The organism is Amycolatopsis viridis (genome assembly GCF_011758765.1).
GTDB classification, from domain to species: domain Bacteria; phylum Actinomycetota; class Actinomycetes; order Mycobacteriales; family Pseudonocardiaceae; genus Amycolatopsis_E; species Amycolatopsis_E viridis.
On record NZ_JAANOU010000001.1, the window covers coordinates 4020194 to 4042781 of the forward strand.

Annotated in this window: 1 protein-coding gene (only partly in view); it reads right to left on the reverse strand. The window is 70.1% G+C overall.

Annotation, left to right across the window (positions count from 1 at the left end; all coding sequences use genetic code 11):
* Positions 1–22588, reverse strand: partial view of a hypothetical protein gene (locus tag FHX46_RS19920; protein WP_167117242.1) — the 3' portion only. The gene runs 6917 nt beyond the window's last position; 22588 of the gene's 29505 nt are visible here — the last part of the coding sequence; the start codon falls outside the window, past its right edge; the stop codon is at positions 1–3.

Sequence of the window (22588 nt, forward strand, 5' to 3'; positions counted from 1 at the left end):
TCACTGGGAATCCACCGCAACCCCCTTCGCGAGTTCTCGGGGGACGCCCAACACCAGGGGATCGTCGGGGGAGAGCAGCTCTGCGAACTCCGCGATGGTCGGTTTGGTCGGCCACCCCGGGATGTCCAGCCGGACCTCGCCGTTCTCCCGGACCGGGGTCGCCGGGACGAAAACACCGTCCTGGACTGACGGCATCGAGGCCAACATCGGCATCCGCGCGTCGGCGACTGCCGGCAGTAGCCGCTCCAGTGCTGCGACAACGCGGTCGGGCTCCGGGATCGTGAACTGCTCGACCGGCAGTCCGGACACCGCGGCCAGGACCCGCTGGACGTGGTCGGCGTCGCCGCGGCGATCCGCGGACATCAAGTCGCGGTTGATGAGCGCGTTCTCCACCGCCAGCATCCACCGCGGGGCGGTGACTTCGGACGGCAACAGGAACTCGTTCGGCACCGCGACCTCCTGGACTCGTCCCCCCACGTGCAGCCGGACCAGGTGATCCCCGGACTCCGGCAGCTCGGTGACGAGCTCGTCCCGGATGATCTGCGGTCGAGTGGCGGCCAGGGCACGCAGAACCTGGTAGGTCACGCCGGTCCGGGTGCCCCCGGGTTCGAGCCGGTGCGGATCGAGAGTCTCCATGAACGGCCGGTCGTCGGGGCGCCACGACCATCCGGCGGTGTCGACCCCATCCATGACGGGGCGGCGCACCCGCGGCCACGGGTTGGCCGGGTGGCGCGCGTCCCGCCGGGAGAACGCGGAATCCATCAGGTCACCGAACGCGCGATGCACGAGCACCATGCGTGTCTTGCCTGCGGAGTAGAAGAACTCGTGATCCTCCAGCAGGGCCAGCAACTGGGGCTTGTCCTGGTGGACGCGGATGAATTCGGCTCGCACCACGGCCCGGTCCTCGGCGAACCTGGTCGCGGGATTCGTGGCCGCGCTCAGCTCGATCTTCGGGACCTTGTGTTCCACGGCGGATGGCTGGAAGGAGGTCAGATCGGCCGCAGCATAGTCCTCGCTGAGGCGCACCTCGCGCTTGCGCACGAGTGCGGCGAGTACCGGAGTCTGCCGGGCGAACGCGTGCAGTGCCTCGTCGGAGAAGGCGATCGGCGTACCCACCGACGTGACGTACCTGATGTCGGCGTGCCTGTCGGCCCCGGGCGCCAGGTCGGCGGGCACCAGCGCACCCGGGCCGCGGTCCCACTCCCGCGCCAGCGCCTGGTCGACGGCCAGCTCCGCGGGCAGATCCGGGTGCGCGTGCACCGCGCGGGCCTGGAACGTCTCGAACCCGCGCCGGAACAGGGCGAGATCACCATCCACGTGCTGGTACCACGCAGTGAACTGACGGCGTGCCCGGGGATCGGCCAGGGCGTGGTAGGCGTCAGCCAGGTCGCCGAACCGGACAGGGTCCGGTTCGGTTGTGGCCAGGAGGACGGCTTGGTGCACCCACTGCTCCAGCTCGCGGTCATCCCCAGCAAGAACGTAGGCCGCCGTCGGCGGAAGCTGGCTGATCCTGCTCGGTTTCGACTTCTCGGGAACGACCGGTTTCCTCTCACCGTCTGTGATCAAGACGATGCTGCCTGCATATTCTGGCGGGCGAGTACTCAGTTTTAGCCGATCCAGTCCTAGGTTGCTGGAATGTTCAGGGTCGCCGCTCACTTCGTGAGAGATCCAGTAGACGGTGCCCTGGTAATTCACCACGACAACCGCCGCGGGCCCCGCATTCCCGGTGTCCCGGAGCATCATTCCCATCGCACCCGGGGATTTGCGGACGGCATCCTTGACGATTTCCACGCGAACGCGCGAAACACCGTCAACCTTGCGGAACCGAGCGCCGGTGATCTGCTCGACCCGGCCCGCTGCGCCCAGCTCGGCGCCGAACGGCTTGCCGTCGCGGATGCCCTTGGTAGCCGGCCTTGCCGGAAGCTTGGGCACGCCGTCGTGGATGATCGAGCGGAGCGCCAGGAACACCTCAAACGGCTCGACGCCCGGCCGATCCAGCAAGTGCACGTACTTCTTCAGATCCTTTCCTGCGACGATCATCTCCGCCAGAGGGGCTACCTCCCGGTGGTCCGGCGCAACCAGACCATCCGGCTTGTCGTAATGCGCCCCGACCTCGGCGCTGGTGTCAGTCTCACCGCGGGTGGAGTCGAGCAACGCCGCCAGCTCCGGACGGCTGTCGCGGAGGTTGAGCAACTGGTCGGGCGTGAGCCGCTCGCCGTCGATCCGCTTCAGGACATGCTGAATCCGCTCCTGATCCGACACGCTGTCGGCGGGGTAGTGGGTCGGCAGCGCAGCTTCGGATGCGGGCACCAGGCTGCCCAGTTCGGCACGCCACTGCTCGGCCAGCAACGTGCTGGGCAGCTGGCCCAGCCAGGCGGCGGTGTGCTCCAGCCGTCGCACCGCTGCGGCGAACGCGTCCGGGCCCCGGGTGGTTTCGGCCAGCGCCCGCAGCTCGAGGCGTGCCGCACGATCCTTGGTGAGCGAGTAGTACAGGGACGCAACCTCCGACGGGAAGTGCGACACCTCCTCGTTCGCCAGCTCCGCCGCCATGATGCGCTCGGCGAGCCGTTGCCAGTCCGCCCTTGTCCGGGGGCGTGGTGCACCCTCCGCCGAGGCGGTCGGCGCGTCAGTCACGGAGAGCGGCAGGGCGTCGAGATACGCCTTGGTGGGCGGCCGGGTGCTGATCTCGGACAGCGGGGCTCCCTTGATCGGCACGGGTTTTCCATAGGATTCGTGCAGGAGGACGTCGATCGCGTACACGCCGTCGGTGTAGCCGTACAGCGGCCGGGAGGCGCTCCGTCCGAGGTGGATGAACAAGGGTTCCACGTTCGGCTGGATGGCCACACCGGTCACCACCGGCTCTTCGGCGACCCCGTGCAGCACAACGTAAGCGAAGCCGTAGTCCCGGTTGTTGAGGATTTCCGGAATCCGCTGGTAGGCAGCGTCGATCGCCCTGGCCTTTTCCTCCTCCGTTGCGTCCGGGTCATCGCGGAGGTCGACCAGCCGCTGGGCCCGCCCGCCCCGGTCCTCCAGCCGGGCCACGCTCTCGCGGCCGGTCGGCTTGTCCGGATCCCCGTCGGCGAACCCGTCGAACGTGCGACGCGCCGCCACGTCGGCGCCGTAGCCCAGCCAGTAGTCGTGGACGACCATCGCCGCGTCGGTCTCGGCGAGTGCCCCGGCGGGATCGCCGCTCCACGGCGCGAGCACCCGCACGGCGCGCTCCAGGTCCGCCGTAGTGGGTGACAAGGTGTACGGCAGGACCTCGCGGGCGACAGCCCGTTGCGCTTGCGTGGGCGGCACCAGAGTGCCGCGCTCCCCGTACACCCGGCTCGCGCGCGCCGGCGGGAACATCTGCTCGTATTTGCCTGACCACCGCCACGGCACCGGCACCGGCTCGGTCTGCTGCGGTACGACGTTGTGTACCTGCCACACCGGCTCCGGAAGACTGCGCTGTTCCTCCGGGGACAGCGGCACGGGCAGGTCGCGCAACTGCTCTCGGGCGACGATGTCGAGAGCATCATCCGGCTCCGATATCAATGCCAGCGTCAACGGCCGCAGGTGCGCTCGGGCGACCGCGTCGAAGTCCTTGACGTCGATCGCGATGTCCAGGGCCTGCTCGGCCAGTTCTCCGATGCGAGCGGTCTGGCCCGCGGCCCGGGCGTCAGCCTCCTGCACCGCCAGCAGGTCGAGGACGAGCAGCCGGGCGGCTGTCCGAGCGTCGACCATCGCCGGGTCTGGGCCGGGCAACTTTCCCGACCACAGCCGTTGCAGGACGTTCTGTTGTTGATTCCGCTCGTGCCGGATCCGGCCGATCTGCTCCGCCAGCACGCGAGCAGCCTCGTCGCGGGACGTGCCGGCGTCGAGGTGGAGGCGGACGGCCGTCTTCTTCGACCGTGGCGCCATCAGCGCAGGTCCGCTCCGCGTCCCGGCGTCGGTGTAGTCCACCGCCACCGGAGTGCGGTTTAGCTTGACCTGGTCGTCTTCAACGGTCAACTCCGGCACCACACGCCGCAGTGTGTCGAACGCCGCCAACAGCTCCTTCCGGTCGGTCAGGAGCTGTTGATCAGCACCGTCCCCACTCTCAGCGGGGGCTGTGTCGTCCGCTCCAGCGGCACGATCGTCCAGCGGTTCCTGCGGGCCAGTGGTGTCGGAAACTCGATCGACAGCACCGTCCAGGCGGCCGGCGAAGTCACGGAGTCGGTCAACGTCGTCCCCGGTTCGATCGGCTACTCCCGTTCCCGCCTCATCACCCGGATCCTCCGGAACGTCGTCAGGTCGTCCATCTTCGTCACCTGGAACTGCGTCGTGAGCGTGTCCTTCCCCGTGGAACGGGAACGAGACGGCGTCGCCTTCGGGTGCCGGCAGCTGCTCCGGCTCCACCACCGGGGGACGGGACCGGCCGCCGTGCAGGCGGTCCACCGCCGCATCAGCGTTGGCCTCCGCGTTGCCCTCGAGCAGAGGCAGGAACGGTACGGCGTCGCCCTCAGGTGCCGGCAGCTGCTCCGGCTCCACCACCGGGGGACGGGACCGGCCGCCGTGCAGGCGGTCCACCGCCGCATCAGCGTTGGCCTCCGCGTTGCCCTCGAGCAGAGGCAGGAACGGTACGGCGTCGCCCTCAGGTGCCGGCAGCTGCTCCGGCTCCACCACCGGGGGACGGGACCGGCCGCCGTGCAGGCGGTCCACCGCCGCATCAGCGTTGGCCTCCGCGTTGCCCTCGAGCAGAGGCAGGAGGTTCTCCGTCGGCCGCACGCCCACGCGCAGCTGACCAACGTAGGCCACCTGGTGCCCGAGCACGCGGGCCAGCGTGTCCGCCGACTCGAACGCCTCGGGAGCCAGCCAGATCTCGTCCTCGGTGAACGTCGGTGTCAGTCCGAGCGCGTCCTCACTGCGCATCATCGCGAGAACCTCGGCGTCAGTGACCACCTTGATCCGGATGCCGGTGACGTCCAGTCCGGCCAGGACCGCTACATGGCGCGCGGTGGCCTCCGAGGCGTCGAGCGGCCCGGTCGGCAGGACCGGCGCAACCGGAGCCGGGGCGGACCGGCGGCGGAGGTGCGCCTCCAGCGCGTCGCGCACCTCCGATGCGGTGAAGGTCAGCCCGGTGCGCCATACCGCGTGCGCACGGTTGAGCTTGCCAGCCAGGTCCGCGGCCCTGGCGGTGTCGTCCTCGAAGATCCGGGCCGGGTCGTCGAACTCCTGGGCAGCCCGATCGGATTCCTCGATGGCGGTCGTGATCCGCAAGTACGCGCGGTACCGCGGCAGGTCGGTCTGCCACCCCGCGATAGCCTCCGGGTTGGTGCGGGTCATCACCTCCTCCCAGCGCTGGAGGAGCCGGGCCTCGTCATCCGCGTTGTAGTCCATGAGCTCCAGGTGCGCGGCCAGACTTGCGACGGGGTCGCCGAAGAGCGCGTGTTCCCAGTTCCGGAACCGGGCACCGCCCTCGCGGACCAGGATGCTGCCGCGGTCGAGCTTCATGTGCAGCAAGCCGAACGGGCGCCGGGTGAGCCCGGGCCAGCTTGACCGCGCGGCCGTGAAGGGATCCTCGGGTATCCGGAACGCCTGCATCAGGTCACCGCGTTCCGCTCGGACATGCTCGTGCACCTGGTCCGCCCGGTCCGACAACTGGTGCGCGAAACGCGCGGTGTCACCGGACTCGGCCCAGCCCCCCGGCAGCGGCGGCAGGTCGTCCTCGGTGATCCGGGACGTCTCGGCGAACAGCTGCACGATGTCGTCGAGCACGTGGTCCGGCACGGGCTCGTGCTCGGCGAGGGGCCGGCCGTCCTCGGCGCTGTGCACCTGGTGGTTGCCCACCGACTGCCACACCAACGGGACGTTCGCGAGCTTGGACGGCGCGAACTGGCCGGGACGGAGGCGGGCGAGCAGGTCCGCCTCGTGCCAGATCCGGATGTCCTGGTAGGACGCGCCCTCGACCGGAAGGCGGACGCCGACCCGCCCGAAGCGGGTGTCCACGTGCACGTCGCGGTAGTAGTGGCTCTCGGTGCCCGCCTGGTGACGTGCCAGCGCGATCACCGTCTTGGTCCACCGCTCGCGCGACTCCTGGTGTTCGGGGTCGCGGCGCGCAGGGTGGACCCCCTGCGCATCCATCTTCGCTTCCAGCTGCGCCAGCACGTCGGCGGCCTCGGCGCGGGAGAGCGCCGGCACCTCGGCGTCCCGCACGTACCGGTCGAGGTCGGCCCAGGTCCACTCCGCGGGAAGCCGGTCGGTGCGGATGCCGTGGCGCACGAACACCTCGGCAGGCGACTGCGCGTCACCGGCGAGGACGTCCCGCAGGACCTCGACCGTCTTGGGCGCGTACCACTGGGCCACCTCGGCGAACTCGATCAGGTCGAGCATCTGGCGGCGGCTGTACTTGGCGGTCTTCAGCGCGATGTACTGCGCCACCGCGTTGCGGTCCTCGGACATGACGGCGCCGTCGTAGGCGTAGCGCCACCGGAACTGCTCGCCCTGGAGGAACTCGCCGCGGCGGAACCAGCTGTTCAGGATCGTGTTGAAGATGGTCGACAACACGCCCGAGCCTCCTTGTTCGCCGATGGCAACCAAGTCCGGATCCGAGCTGATCAGCTCGGGCGTGGTCCGGCTCACGAAACTGCCGCCGTTGCCCGGGCCGAGCTCGTCGAGCAGGAGGTTCAGCGCCCCGGGCACGCCGGTCGGCCCGTGGTGGTACACCGCCACGATACGGGCGATGCGGTCCAGCGCCTCCTCGGCGTTCTCTCCGATGACGAGGAAGTGCGAGTCGATCACATTGGCCACGACCCGGGTGGGCTCACCCGGGATCCCGGTGACGAACCGGATGATCAGGTGCTGCCGGTGTGCACCCCGGATCTTGGCTCGCCATTCCTTCCAACCCGCCTTGCGGACCTTGTCGATGTGCAGCACGTACTCGCCGTTGCCGTACCGCAGCACCTTCGCCAGGTGCTTGACGCGCTGCACCAGCTCCCCGCTCTCCCGCATGCGCTCCATGTTTTCGAAAAGCGTTCCGGGCCGCGGGAGCTCAGGTCCCCGGCGAGCGAGGATTTCCCGGGCCTTCTCACCCAGCACCGGGTGGTCGGCGTACCGGGACAGCATCTCCCGCAGGTTCCGCTCCGCGTGGTGGATCCGGGTGGCCACGACCAGTGCCTGGTCGTCCATCGCCCGTGCGGTGGCCGCGGTGGGGCTGAGCTCCTTCTGGATCCGCGCCGAGATCCGCTGGACGTTGTTCTGCACCGTGATGATCCGCATGGAGCCGTCGAGCGTCTGCTGGCTCGCCTCCGTCACGGACTGGCCGGCCGCGACGATGTTGCCCTGCTGAACGCTGACCGCCGCGTTCACCGCCCCGCTGCCGACCGCTCTGCCGAACGCGGCCGCGGCCAGCTGGCGGACCTCCCGGCCGTGCAGGAACTGCTCGCGCTCGATCAGATCGTCGACGTGCCGGTGCACCCACATCCGGAGGTCGGCGGCGGGCAGCCGGCTTTCCTGACCGGCCCAGTGCTCCGGCAGCAGCGTGACGAACTCACGGACGTCGGTGTTACCACGCCGGTGCACCCCGAGGCGGGTGGACATCGGCGCGCCGGCGCCCGGAAGGTCGCTGACCCCGATCCGGATCCGCAGCTCGGCCGGCACCTTGGGGGTACGCAGCTGCGGCTCGGCCGTGATCCGCACGGTCAGCCCGTTACCCGCTTCCAGGGCGCGGGTGATCTCCTCGGGGGTGAACGCTTCGCCGTCGTCCTTGCGTTGCGCCACCGGTTTCGCGGCGGCTTCGGCTTCGTCGGCTTTCCGCTTCGCGACGGGCACCCGCTCCCGGGCCTCGCGCAGCGCCGCGGCCGCCTGGTCGGCCGCGGCGGTCTTCGCGGCGATCTCCTCCTCGGACGCACCGTCGGACCGGGCCTGCTCGAGCTCCGCGGCCGCCTTCCCGGCCTTGGCCTCGGCCGCCACCACCGCCTTGCGCGCGGCCTCGTGCTCGGCCTTCGCCCCTGCCGCGACGACCTCTTCCGCGGTGAGCAACCGTGCCGAAGCGATTCCCGGCCTGGTCACGGCCCGGGCCAGCATCTCGTCGGCCGCCTGGGTCACCAGCTGGGCGGGATCGCCGGGCACGGTCTCCGGAGCCGGCTGCGCGGGCAGGTGCCGCGCGATCTCCGCGGCGATCCCCTGGCTCACCCCGTCCGCGGCGCTCAGCAAGCTCAGCGACGTCCGCGCCATCGCGATCCGGTCCGTCGCGCCGATCAGCGCCTGGAAGCCCTGGCGTTTGCGGACCGCGTCCTCCCACAGCCGCCGGGCCAGCACGTTGTACTTGAAGTTCACGTAGCGCGACGTCGTGAACCCCAGCCGCGACCCAGCACTGCTCATCACGAGCGGGGCGATCAACTCCAGGCTGCCGGCACTCATGTTGAACGCCACCGTGGCGGTGGCCTCGAGCGGCAGCGTGATGAAGTTTTCGGTCGCCAGCGCCTTCAGCGTCGGTTGGATCCACAACTGCGTGCCCTTGATGACCACATCCACGAGTTGCTTCCGGATCGTCGCGCGGACGGCGTCCTCCCCGGCGAGGAAGGCGTTCGGTGACACGCCGATCCAGTACCGCTGCTCGTTGGCGGGCACGCGACCGCCGGTGAGCTGCTGGTACGACCGCCCTTCCGACGTCACCAGGGACACCTTGAGGTTCTCCCCGGTGGGCAGCCTGAAGTGGAGGGTTCCGGAATCACGCACCACCTCGTCACCCGCGTCGTGCGCGGCGATCTGCTCGTCCGACCACGACACCTCCGTCAGCCCCTGCAACGTGGTGCGCAACGTGGCGTTGTGGATCAGCTCCTCGGGGAAGGTGCCCGCAACCAGCTCATCGGCCACCTCGGCACCGATCCGCTGGATCTGCTGCTGCAGCTCGTTCAACTGCTCGCCGGTGAGCGTGGCAACCGGCTCCGGCGGTGCGGTGTGCAGCACCTCGGTGTGCGTGAGCGCGGCCGGCGGCCGCAACGCCTGGGCGCTGTCGTGCCGACCCTGCTTCAGCGTGTCGGCGGTGTGGCCCATACCGTTCCGCATGATGAACGCCCGGAGGCGGCGCATCTCGTTGGCCGCCTCGATCTGCTTGCCCAGCGAGACGTAGAAAGCGGACGGCGCGACCATCCCGGTCCAGGCGTAGTAGGTCCCGCGGGCGGCGGCGTAGCTGGTGCTCACCCCCAGGCCGACGCCCATTGAGGTGAGGGTGCCGAGCGTGGCGCCGGCCGCGCTCAACGCCTGCACCAGCAGTGTGGTGCGGGCCTCCACCCCGAGCGTGGGCAGCTGCGAGCGGTACCCGGCCACCTGATCCCTCAGCAGCTTCTTCCGGTCCTTGTGCACCTCGGTGCGCTCGCCGTCCGGTCGCACCACCACGACCAGCTGTCCGCCGTCGACCCACTCCGTCGGCACCACGGCCGGCATCGTCAGCGCCACGCCCTCGGTCGGGTCGGAACCGTGCTTGGCGATGAACGCGTCCAGATCCGCCTGGGTCCCGATCCGCACCCCGTGGTGCTCCTTGATCCAGGCGGCCTTGGCGCGCAGGCGGAACTCCGCCGCCAGCGGGTGGTCGCCCGACTCGATCTGCGCCAGCGACGGCCCCACCCGGCCCTGCAGGGTGAACCCGGCCCGGAACACCCGGCCACCGGGGATGCGGTCCGTTCCGGACACCCAGGTGACCTTGAGAATGTTGTAGAACGACGGTTCGGCCGCGGCGACCGCGTCCGGCGGTTCCTGCTTCTCGATCGGCGTGGTCAGCGCCGTGATCGGGAACTCGGTCGACTGCCGGATCTTGATGTAGTAGAGGCGGTCGTCCAGCACGCCCTTGCGGGACTTGTCCCCGAATCCGCCTTCGTCGTCTTCTTCGAGGAAGTAGGCGAACCCGGGCGCCGGGTGCTCCTCCGCCGTGCGCAGCTCGGCGAGCAGCATGAGACTCTCCGGATCGCGGACTCTCCCGGCGAAGTTCTCGTGCGTCAGTATGGCGTTCTCGAGCAACCGCGCCGGCTCGTCGCTGCCTGTGATGATCTTGCTCAGCCCAAGACCGTGGTGTGTGGCCTCGGCGTCACCGCTGAACAGTGTCCGCAGGGCGTTCTCGACCCCGGCCAACTCGGCGGCCGCCTGTCGCACGGCCGGTTCGGGTGAGCCGAGCAGGTGGGCGAAGTCCTTCGCGCGTCGTCCCCTATACCCCGCTTCACGCAAGACCTCGAGGAGCCGCTCGCGCGCCTCGAGCAGACCCACCACCTGCTCGACGTTCGCGAGGTCGCGCTGGGTCAGGTCCGACAGCGCGAGGCCACCCTTCCGCAGCGGGTTCGCCCGGAACACACGTGAGCCGTCGGTGGCTGGGTCGATGCCCTCCGCCGGCGCCGCGAGCCGCTGGAACTGCGCGTGGACCTCGTTCAGGGAGGTGGCTTCGCGCGTCAGCTCGGCCAGCGCCACCTCCAGTGGCCGGCGTAGTTCCTCCGCACGGCCCACGGCCCGCACGAGATCCCGCCGAGTGCTGTCGAGGTACTGCTCGGCGGTGGCCGACGTAGTGGGATCGCCGCCCACGTCCGGCAGGATCGGCGTGGTGCCGTTGGCGCGCGCCTCAGCTTCGGCGGCGTGGGCCTGTTCCGCCGTCTCGGTCCAGAGCGCGAGCCGGGTCAGCTGGAAGTTCACCTCGGCCAGCCGGGTCTGGTGGTCCGCCCAGCGAGCCGCGACCAGCTCGAGCGTCCCGGCGAGCCTCCGGTAGCGGTGTGTCAGCGCCACTTCGACCTGGCTTTCCCCGGTTTCGTGCCGCTCGATCGCTTCGGTCACCAGCTGGGCCAGTTCCTCGGCCCGCGGGCCGATCGCCTGGAGCATGCCGGTCAGCGGCTCGGCCAGTTCCGCGGCCCGGGCGATGGTCGCCGGGTCGTCCGGGCTGCCCTCGATCCCGGCCAGGGCGGCCCAGCCGCGCTGGTAGGCGTCGGCGAGCTTGGCCAGTTCGCGAACCTTCGCATGAACGTGGCGGTCGCCGCTGAAATCGGCTTCCGGCACCTGGTCCGCGGTGTCCGGAGCGTGCTGCGGGTTGTCCAGCGCGGCCAGCTCGGCGGCGATGTCGAGCTGGGCGAATCCGTCGGTGACCGCGGCGCCGGGAATCTGCCCGGCGAGCCACGCCGCGAACGCAGGACCGTAGGCGTGCAGCGCAGCGGCGAGCCGTTCGGTGGCGCCCGCCGGGACGTCCCGGACCGCGTCGCCGCCGTGGAAGAACCGGTCGAGCAGGTGCTGGACGGACCGGCGGAGCCGGACCTGGTCGGCCTGCGGCAGCCGCTGGATCTCGGCGTGTACCGGCCGGGTGAAGTCGCTGTCGGAACCGGGCAGCAGCGCGGCCGCCCGCACGCCGTCCGGCAGGCTGTGGAAGGCGTCGCCGAGCACCACCGGCTCGGCTTCGGCGAACTCACGGCGTTGCGGCCCGGTCACCAGGTGGTCGCCGAGCACGAGGAGCGCGGCGACCTCGCGCAGCCGCAGCAGGTCCGAAGTGGACAGATCAGTTCCGATTCCTGCGCGCTCCAGCCACGAGGTGAACGCGTCCACCTCGCCAGGACCGAACCCGAACCACGGCGCGGCGTCGGACAGCGACCGCGGGGCGGGGATGTACGAAGGCGCTGCCAGCGCAGCTTGCAAGCCCTGCCCCAGATCGCCGTCCCAGCGTTCGGCGAGCCCCTCGAGGTAGGTGGTGCCGTGGACCGCCGCGACCTGCACCGCCTGGGGCAGGTACTTGCCGATCCGCTCGTGCAGGGCGGGCAGATCGACCTGGTGGGTGAGCAGGAGGTAGGCGTTGTCCTCCCAGGCCACGGCCGCGTGCAGCGCGTCGGCCGGGACGGACGGGGTGGGCCGCGCGGCGGTGAATGGAGTGGGCAGGCCTCGCCACGCCGGGTCCAGGTAGTTGATGACGAACGGATCCTCATCGCCGCGACGGCTACGCGGCTCGACCGGGTTGGGGCCGGTCGCGGGCGACGGTGCCGGTGGTTCGGCCAGCATCGTGCCGGCCCGGTCGCTGAGGTGGTCGGTGAGGTTCAGGCCGGGCGGCAGGTCCTTCGCGATCCGCCCCGCGAACTTCCGCATCCCGGCCAGCGCATCGGTCCGCGCCGCACCGGGATCCACCTCCCGCGCCATCGCCTCGAGGATCATCAGCTTGCCGGCGAGATCCGCGGTCAGGAGCGGCCTCCGGCGGCCGAGAAGACCACTGAAGAGGCGCCGGCCCTGCTGCACCTGCCGCAGCTCGTGCAGGGTGCGGCCGAGGTGGTAGGCGATCTCCCGGGTGGCCTGGAGCTGGGTGAGTCCGGCCGCGAGCTCGATCTGGATGCGATCGCCGTCCTCCGGGAACAGCTTCGATCGCGCGACGATCGACGGGCCGGTCTCCGCCGTGTCCAGCGCTGGGCTGGAGCTCAGGAAGATCGTCACCTCGGTGCCACCGGTACGGAACCGGACCTCCCTGCCGAAGACCTCCGAACGCGTCACCCGGGGCAGCGCATCACCGAGCAGCCGCACCGCGGCCATGAGGTCGCCGGCGCTGTCGGCCACCTCGGTGGCGGGCGGCTCCGCCTCCGGTGCCGGGTCGGCATCGGACGTCTCCGGTGCCTCGGTGCCGTGCTCCGTGCTGCCCGGATCACCGCTGTGGTCCGAACCGGTGGGGCCCGGCGGCACAGGCCGTGGTGCGTCCGGTGTGGACACCGATCCGGGCGGTGGGTCGGTGTCCTTGACGCCGCGGATGAGGGCAGCCGACGACTGGTCGATACGCACCCCGGACTCGACGAGCGCGGCCTCGATCTGACGGGGATCGGCCGCTGCACCGGGGACGATCTCCACCGTGGCGCCCTGGGGCAATGCCGCCCCCAGCAGGCGAAGCATGCTGGGGTTGAGGTGATCGGTGGGCACGCGGTCCACCCGCACTCCTACCGCACGATCGGCCACCGCTCCCGCGTACGCACCCTTGACGATCTCAACGGCAACCTTGCCCTGCCAGAGCGCCTTGATCTGCACAGAGATCGCACCCAGCGCAATCGACTGGGAGACCAGGCCCGCGAAATGCGCAACGATTTCGTCCCCGGTGGTCATCACCAGACGCCCGCCTTGGGGGACGGCGCGGATGACGTCTGCCAGTGCGGCGATCGGCGAACCGGCGAACGGCAGCTTCACCTCGGCGACGCCGCCCCCGGCGGGCAAGACCAGCTCCGGCTGCGGAACGTCCGGGGTGGCGATCACCCGCAAGCGGAATGTGTGGCCCTCCGGGGTGAACTGCCACTGCCCGTCGCGGCCCTGCTCCCCCCCAAAGTCCGCTACCCAGGCCCGCAGCGCCCCGTCGAAGTCCGTTTCATCAACTCGACCCGGTCCTGGCACGCGGTGCTCACCGGAGACGTTGCCACCATCCGGCAGCGGAGCGTCTCCGGGCGCGGAGTGGTAGGCGAACGCCCCACCGGCGAGGCCACCAGGGTCTCGGCCGGTGCGCGGGGCGGCCGGCGGCGCACTGTCGCGGTCGACCCGGCCGGTGCCGAACGGATCATTCCCACCCCGCACGATGCGGCCCGGCCGGGTCGAGGGCTGCACGGGGTTGCGGCGCGAACCCGGGCCGCGGGACGTCCGCCGCGTGTGCTCGGCCAGCTTCGCCGCGTCGCCCTCGCGCAGGTTTTCGGCAACCTTTGTGCTGAGCGCGACCCGCTCGGCCGGCGCGGCCGGGTCCGGGTGGTGAGCGAGGCTGCGGACCGCGTCGAGACCCCGACGCACCCGGCCCCACCCCAGCTGCGTGCCGTCCCCGAACGAAGTCGCCCTGATTTCCGGGCGCTGGGCGCGCTCGGGCGCACCGCCCTCGTAGCGGGTGTGCAGAGCCGGTTTGAACCGCTCGATCGCACGGAACCGTGCCCACGCGCCGCGGGCCAGGTAGATCGAGGGACCCGTGAGCGCGAACACGCCGGCCGCGGTGAGAGCCACCGGGTTGGTGGTGATCATCGCCGTTCCGATGGCGCCGACGGCGCTCTGGGCGAAGAACATCGCGCCCGGGCCGATCTTCGTCCCGACCCGGCCCTCCTTGCGCTCGATCTGGAAGCCGATCTGGGAGAGCTTGGCCGTGGCCGCCGTGAGAGTCGTCGAAGCGGCCGTCTTGAACCACGCAGCTTCCTTGATGCTCTGCACGGTGAGCGCGGCGTTCGCCACGGTCAGCAGCGGGAACGCCAGGACGTTCTGGATCTTGCGCAGGCCCGGGCTGGACGCCCGGTCGTACTTGCTCCAGATTCCGGGCTTTGAGGCCAGGCCGAACAACAAGCTGGAGGGCAGATACGCAACCGAGACCCAGGCAGCCAGCCCCGTGCCGGTCAGCGCGTTGGACAACTGGGTCAGACCGCTCACCAGCCAGCTGCCGGCGGTGAGCACGTGCGAGCTCCGGCCGGGAACACCCGCATTGGGGTTCATCCGGTTGATGGAATCCGCGGTGCCACCGATGATCCGGTTCATGTAGTCCTTCAACCGGGAAAAGATCATGGTCCCCAGACTGCGGCGCGCCTCGGCGTTCACGCCCTCCGGAAGTCTGAAGTGATACGTCGCGAGGTAGTCGATCAGCATTTGCGTGACCTTCTGATCGAACTCTTTGACAACTCTCTTGACGATGTGGGCGAAGTCCTCGCGGAACTTCTTTCCGCCCGGGCTGATCTCGTTGACCATCAGCTGACGGGTCATCTTCACCAGCCGGTGCACCGCTTCGGCGTCGCCCCGCTGGCGCTCCATCATCGAGTCGGTGGTGACCCGGATGTCCTGGGTGTGCGCGACCTTGAGACTCGACACCAAGGACCGCGCGATGAAGGCGCTTCCGGCGATACTAGGGGTGGCGGCGATGACGGCGCCGGGCATGGCACCCATCACGACCGCCGTCGCGCCGGTCCCGGATATCGCCGCGGTGGTGGTCCACCCGATCAGGCCGCGCTTGCGCCAGTACCTGCGCAGCTCCTTCGCCTTCTTTTCACTGGCGAGACGCAGGTCCTCCGTTTCCGTGACGTCCTTGAGCACGGTGCCGACGAACTTCTGCCGCTCCTCCGGGCTCAGCCCCTCGGCCGCTTGCAGAGCGTACTGCGCCGCGATCAGCGCCTCCAAAGGAGCGCCGAGCCCCAGTTCGTCCGTTTCCACCGGCTGGAGGCCCTTGTCGTTGCGGAGCTGCGCGGCACGCTCCCGGGCCGTTTTGCGGATCTGTTCCTTGTTGTCACGCACGACCTGCTTGACGGCTTCCGTGCGGTGGAACCTGCCGTAGACGATCTGGTGCGCGGTGATCAGCGACCGGATTTGCGGGTTTTCGCGCCAGTTCCCGTCCGGCGTGCCGGACGGGCCCACGGCCCGTCCCTCGCGCGGGCGGAAACCCGCGTCCCACAGCTCCTGGGCACGCTCGTGGAACGCCTCCCGCACCTCCTCCGGCGCATCGGCCATGGTCTCGAGCCACGCCTCTTGGTGAACGGAGAAGTACTCGTCGACGAACCGCTGGCTGCGATCGTCGGGTGTCTCGGCCGACCGGAGTTCCGACCCGTCACCCATCCCGACACCCGGTCCAACGGCCTGGTCGGGGCGCGGCACGTACCCCTGCTCCAGCAGATCCCGCGCTCTGGCATGGAACTCGGGCAGGACGTGCGGACCCGCCATCGCCGAGGCGACTTCGACCCACGAATTGTGGTGGCGCGAGAAGTACTCGTCGACGATCCGCTGGTTCACGGCGTCATCCGCCTCGCCCATCAGACGGTCGTAGTTGCCGTAACGCAACTTCGCGACGATCTTCTCGCCGTCGGCGTACCGCTCGATGATCGCCCGGTAGAACGGCTCCATCTCATTCGAATGACGGTCGAGGTGCGCGCTGGGCATCATGGCGATGCCGTCGGTTCCGGCGAGCACACGGTCCTGGTGCTCCACCGCGAATTTGATGGCTCGCTCGAACACCGCCGGGTTGTCGCGCATGTACTGACCCAGTGGCGTCCACGAGAAGTCGTAGTGCAGGCCGGGCATCAGTTCCATCATCCGGTCGAGCATGTCGAAGTGCTCGACCGTGAGGTTTGTCCAGTTGCCCACCCCCATGTGCGCCCAGATCAGCCGGTTGTGCCGGAACTCCGGGTGCTCCTTCATCAGGGCCATCATCGGCATCAGACCGCGCTCGTCCGGGTCACCGGCGCGGAACAGTCCATTCAGGTCCAGTCTCGCGAACCCGTTGTCGTTGTGCAGCAGGAAGGTCTGCCCGGTGGTCCGGTTCGCACGCAGTTTCGCCAGCAGGTGCGGGTTGAACCTGTCCGGCACCTCCGCCGGCAGGCTCGCTGCCAGCTCCGGATGCCCGGCCGAGCGCAGCAGGTAGCGCAGCGTGCCGCCGCTGTCGACCAGCTTTTCGAGGTAGTCGACCTTTTCGACGGGCGAGTCCAGGGCCTCGGCGTCCCCGAGCAGCGCCCGCGCTTCCTCGGCCGCGGTTCCGGTGAGCCTTCCCGCGGCGAGGTCTTTCTTGACCTGGACGGCAGCGGCGACGGTCAGCTTGACCTGCTTGATCCACGCCGAGTTGTACGTGGTGTTGGCCTGATCGCCGAGCAGCTTGGTGATGGCCTCCTTGTCGCCGGTTTCCTCCAGACCCTTCGCGATGCCCAGCACCACCGCCATAGCCATGTTGAAGCCCTCGGCGCCCGGGATGTCCCAGCGGGTGGACGACTGGCCTTTATCAGCCCGCCACTTCAGTTCATCCGGCAGCTCGCGGTACATCTTGAGCATCAACACGTCGACGAGCTTGCCCTGCAGCTCCAGGATGTTCTTCCGGTCGATCAGGCCCGCCCGGAGCATGGGGATCAGGCCGTAGTAGACAGCGCCACTGGCCGCCGCGAGCCCGAAGGCACGCTCGCGGATCGGCGAGTACAGGATCCGGCCGAGGTCACCGCGCGCGGCCTTGTAACGCAGCTGCCGCTCGGCGAGGCTCGCCTTCGGCTCCGCCTTCAGCCACTCCAGCATCAACCTCAGCCCGGTCTTGACCTCTGCGGCGTCCTTCCCCAGGAAGTGCCTTTCCACCCCGTAGCCGATCAGGTGAGCGTGCCCGTCGCTGACGTAGCGGGTGGACAGCCGGTTGACGAACAACAGGAGTGCGACGTCCACCGACACGCCCAGCTCGAGCAGCTGCTGCAGCGCGTCCGGCGCATCCGGGTCGATCGCCTCCAGTTTGGCGATGAGGCCGTCGATGTCGATCAGCGCCTTGATGCCGAGGTAGCGGCGGGCGAACTTGGCCAGCAGCCAGCGCGTGTTCAGGTAGCGGTCGACATAGGGCAGGCGGAACGCGGATTCGGTCTCCGCACGGCCCGATCCCACCACCCTCTTGGTGATCTCACTGACTTCGCTTTCCGTCAGGCCCGTGCGACGGGCGATCTCGACGAGAGTGACACCGTCGTCGGCGGCGGCGTTCGCCGCCGCGCGCAGGCTGTCCACGTAGGTCCGGTGTGCTTCGTCGCGGGCGCGCTCCGCCGCCACGTATGCCTCGATGGCCCGTTCCAGCTGGGTTTGCCGGGCGCCGGCCGCCGCGGCCGCCCGACGCAGGATTTCCGTCCGGTTCCCCTCGAACGGCAGCCTGGCCTCGGCGGCACGGCTCGCCGTGACGTAACGCACCGGCAGGTTCAGTGCGTTCACCACGGCCTCGACACCGTTGGCGTCCGCACCCACCGCCCGCAGGAGGCCGGGCGCCCACCCGCGCGATTCGTTCCGCGCTCGGCGCGCGTCCCGCAGGTCCGCCGCCGCCGCGCGATACCGCTTCTCCGCCGCGCGCCGGGCCGGCTCGTGTTCGCGGACCGCGCGGGCGAGTTCGCGGCGAGTGCCGGCCAGATCGCGGACGGTGTACGCGCGGACACCGAACTTGATTTTGTCGCGTTTGTCCGCGAACTCGCGGGGTCTGAACTCGGGTCGCCTGCCCTCGTCGAGGATCTGCGCCAGGGCCGCGGAGGTCGCGGCCTGTGCGATCCGCTCCGGCAGGCCGTCGTCGATCGCGTCCTGGCGGGCCCGTTCGATCGCCCGGGCACCCTGGTCCCGCGCCTGGTTCCACCGCCGTTCGGCCTCGATCATCCGGTTCCCGGCGTTCTCGGCGGCGACCAGCAGGCGATCCCGGTTGTTGGTGATCAGGCGGAGCATCTCCTCCGCCGTCCGGCCGATGATCTGCCGCGCGACCGCGGGGGGCGGTTCAATGATCTGCGCTCCGTCCAGCACCTTCGCCGGATCGACGATGCGCGCCTCGATTTCCGGGCGCGGCAGGTCGTAGGCCACCTCCAGGGCCTCCAGCACCTGGGCGTCGTTGATGGCCACCCTCAGCCGTTCGGACAACTCCTGCGCGACCCACGGCAGGTACGCCTCGTCGTGCTCGATCGCGTCCAGCGCCTTCAGGTACTTCTCCTGGGCACGGTCCAGTTTGACGCGCGCATCCCGGACGCCGCCGGCGATCTCTTCCCCTGTCGTACGCAGCGGTGCCACGCCGGGGTGCAGCGCGGCCAGGATCGTCGAGCGGACGCCGAGCCGCACCGGCGTCTGACCCGCCACGGGGGAGGTTGCGGACGTGTCCGCGGCCCGAGGCGCCGGCGCGTCCCCGAGCCCGAGCGCGGCATGCCGGAACCCGACGACGCCACGCAGCCCGTCGGCGACCATCCGGACCTGGCCGGCTTCCGTCCCGCCGGGTGGCACCTCGACCACGTACGGGACGTCGTCCCCCACCGCGATGCGCAGCCGCGGCGCGTCGAGGCCCTGGACTGTCCGGAACTCGACGCGGAAGGGTCGGCCGTCGGCGTCGGCAGCCCGGACGGTCACCGTGCCGGGCTCCGGTCCCGCCGTCACGAGCCCGGCGCGGACCGAGTCCCCGAGAGCCGCACGCGTGATGCCCCGCTCAGCCACGTCAACCGGAATGGCCTCCCCCGGAACGCGCGAAAACCGGGTCGCGGCCGGGGTGTTGAGCTGGGAGCGGAACCGGGACAAGGTGATCTGCAGGACCGCATCGGCCACCACGGTCGGCAGCGTGTCGCCCAGCGCCGTGACCGGCAGCTGGAGGTGGTAGGTGTTGCCGGCCTGCAGTCCGAAAGTGTCGTCCCGCGGCGGCACGCCGTCGCGCAGGTCCTGGAAGTGCGGCCAGACCTCGGTGCCCTCCCGCACCACGACCGTGAACGGCCGCTGGTCGGCGTAAGTGACGACGACGTGGACCTCGCCGGCGCCGGCCCGGGTCGCGGTAACCCGCACCGGGTGCTCCGGCATCGTCGCCACAACTGTCTCGGCGAGTGTCCGCATCGGACCGTCGCTGCCGTCGCCCTGGCGGCTCCAGACCGGTTCCGGCGGTTTGACCTTGGGAACGGGGCGCAGGACGAGCTTCGGCCGCTCCGGCGCCGCCACCTCCTGCGGTCCCGGCTTCAGCGGATCGGCAGTGGCCAACCGCCACTGCTCCGCGAGGACGCGTAGCTCTCCCGCGATCATCTGCGTCCGGGCTGCACTGGTGGCCTGCGCCGGAACGGCGAACCAGTCGACACCGGCGTGCCATCCGCCCGGCTCGATGAACTGGTTGTCGGTGAGATTGATCGCGGCACGATGCTGCCGACCGGAGCGGTCGAGCACCAGAACCTCGACGTGGTCCTCCCGAATCCGGATGGCGACCTGACCGCCGTGGTCACGCAACCCGGCATCGGCGATGGCGGCGCCGACCTCGTCCCGCAAGGTTGCCAAAGTCGCCGGCTCGGCGGGCGCTTCCGGGCCGGTCTCGCCCGGCTCGGCCTGGACTGTCGCTGGGCGCTCGTCCCCGTCTTCCGGGCCCGGCGGTGCGACCTGGGCCGGGGCTGTGGCCTGGTCCGGGGCTGCGGTCTGATCCGGAGCCGTCGGCAGGGCGACCTGCAGCGCGGCCGCCAGTCCGGCGAGCCGGACCCGCGAGTCGGCCTGCACCGGGACCACGACGCGGACCACGTCGTCGCCCGGCACCGCCGGATGCACCTCCAAGCCGTCGCCGGCCCGGAACTCGATCCGCCTTGTCCGGCCCTCGCCGTCCACCACGGTCATCGTCACGCCGTCGCTGTGGCCCGCGAGCGTGACCTGCGCCCGGTCCCGGACCCCGAGTTCACCGAGCACGGCGTCCACTTCGCCGGTGGTCACGACGGAATCTGCGGAGAGCTCGGCGCCGAATCGCTGCTCGATCAGCCGGACCTGGTGCGCAATCGCGTCCGCCGAACGGGACGGCTGCAGCAGGACCGTGGCCGTGCGCCCGCCGCGGTAGGTGAACTGCAGCGCCACCCGCCCGGGCTCGCCCATCCGCGCGGTCACGTGCAGCGGGTGCCCGCCCGGACCGCCGCGCAGTGCATCTTCGGCCTCGCGCAGCAGCCACAGGTCGTCCTCACGCCCGAGGCTCGGCTCCACCAGCGGGTCGCCCCGGCGCAGCGCGGTGGTGAACCGGTCCACATGGTCCACACTGGACGGATACCGCCACTGCAGCACCTCGGTCAGCAGCTCAGGGGCCCACGTGCGCACCTCGGCCAGTTCCGGCGACAACCGTCCATCCAGCGACTTCACCCACGCGAGCACCACCTGGTGGTCGGCGATCTCACGCTCCAGCAACAAGTCCGCCAGCGAACCGGTCGCCGTGCGCGCCGCCTCCGCAGGCGACTGCCGGAATGAAGTAACCACCTCCTTCACCAAACCGGTCGCGAGGACGTCCAACGGCTGACCCGGCCGCAGGCCAACCCGGCCCGACGCCCAGTCGTAGACAGCGGTTGCGGACACGTAGGGCAACAGCCGGTCGAACGCCGCCTGGTCATCACCGAAAGCCCGGACGATCCCATGTGGACTGAGTTGGAAGACCTCGGCGAGCTTCTCATCGATCCGGCGCTCGACCTCGTCCACGGTCAGGCCGAGCGCCTCGGCGACCACCCCCGCCCCCCGCTTGGCGAAGGCCCCGATTCCGGCGTGGGAGTCGTCCAGTGACGTGACGATGTTTAGCGCCGAGGCACTTCCAGCAGTCCTGAACGCCTCCACCGTCTCCGCCACCGTGCTCTCGATCAGCGGCAAAACTGCCATCGCGGCGGTACCGGACTCCCCGACCAAGGCCACCTGCAGCGCGGGGTCAAGCACATCCAGCTCGGCACGCAGCGCGTCCGCGTTCTCGTGCACCCGCACGACGGCGACTTCGCCGAACTCGGCGTGCACCAGCACGAACTCCGCTGGCAGATCACCCCAGCTCTCCTCGTCGACCCGGATGAGCGCCGTCTCCGGAGGTATCCCGAGACGGCGCGCGATGAACTCGCCGACCTGGTCGGCGGCGGCTTCACGAGCGTCCTGGCTCGCTTCCGGATCACGCTCCGCGGCGATCAGACTGTCCAGGACTGGCGCGGGGATGGTCTCCGCAAATCCCGGCGGCCTGAGGGCTGGCACACCCTCGCTGTAGCGCGCGGCGAGGTCGTCCCGCCGCGCAATCAGGATGTCGATCAGCTCCTGTGCAAACGCGGCATCACTGATGATCGACTCGACGATCTCCCGGATCCCGCCATCGCTGAGCGAGGCGACCGCGTGCACCGAGGCCAGGGCGAGGTCGTCCGGCATGCCTTCGAACAAAGCAGCCGTCCGCGGATCACGTCCCCCGGTCCGGAGTACATCGTCCTCGACGACGCTTTGCCCGAAGGGCATCTTGGGCTTGCCCTCCGTAGGGACCAGGGTTCCGCCGAACCCGGCGCGGACCGGTCCCCGCGCGGTTCGCACAATGTTGTCCGGGAGATCGCTGTGGCCGAGCCATGCATCGGCGCCGAACAAGGCCCAGAACGTGTTCTTCTGGTCGGCGCTGACGGAGTCGATACTCCATCCCAGGTCGCCGTCGTTGTCTACCCATTTGCTGGCGACTCCGAAGAAGTAGTCCTGTCCCAGCCGCCCGTCCAGCTGGACCACCCTGGTCTCCGGAACCGGGACGGTGATCCCGGTCCGTGCCGCGACCACGTCGGCGACCGCTCGGTACAGACGCCCGCCAAGGACCTCCAGCTCCACCTCGCGCAGCTGGTCCTCGGGCTGGGTCGCGTAAGGGGCCTTGACGTATTCGATGCCGTCTGAACCTTCGAACCTGCCGCCGAGACGCGTCCCCAGCGCTGGGCCAATCTGGGTCAGACCGTCCAGGCCAGGCAGTGCCGCGGCGGCGGACCGCAGGCGGAGCAACTGCGCATCGCGCTCGGCCAGGGCACGCACAACGGCCTCGTCGTAGAACAGGCCGCGGGCTCGCGCATGCCGTTCGTAGCGACCCGTGTCGAACAGCTGCTCCCCGGTGATACGGCCGTCGAGTATCTCCGTCTGCTGCTCCACGGGCAGACCACGCAGCACGTCGAACAGCGCGCGTGCGCGCAGATCGTGTCCGGTGAACCCGGACGACCACGCAAGTCCCGCCGACACCACCGGCACGTACGGTGTGTCGTCGCCGAAGGCGGCCACCGTCTCGGCCACAGTCCGGTCCGCCAGCGGCAACACAGCCATGGCGCCCGATCCGGACTCGGCGACGAGGACGACCCGCACGGCGGGGTCCAGGGCATCGACTCCGCTCCGTAGTGCATTCGCGTCGTCGTGCATGCGCACCACGGCGATCTCCCGGCCGTCCGAGGAGGTGAGCACGTAGTGC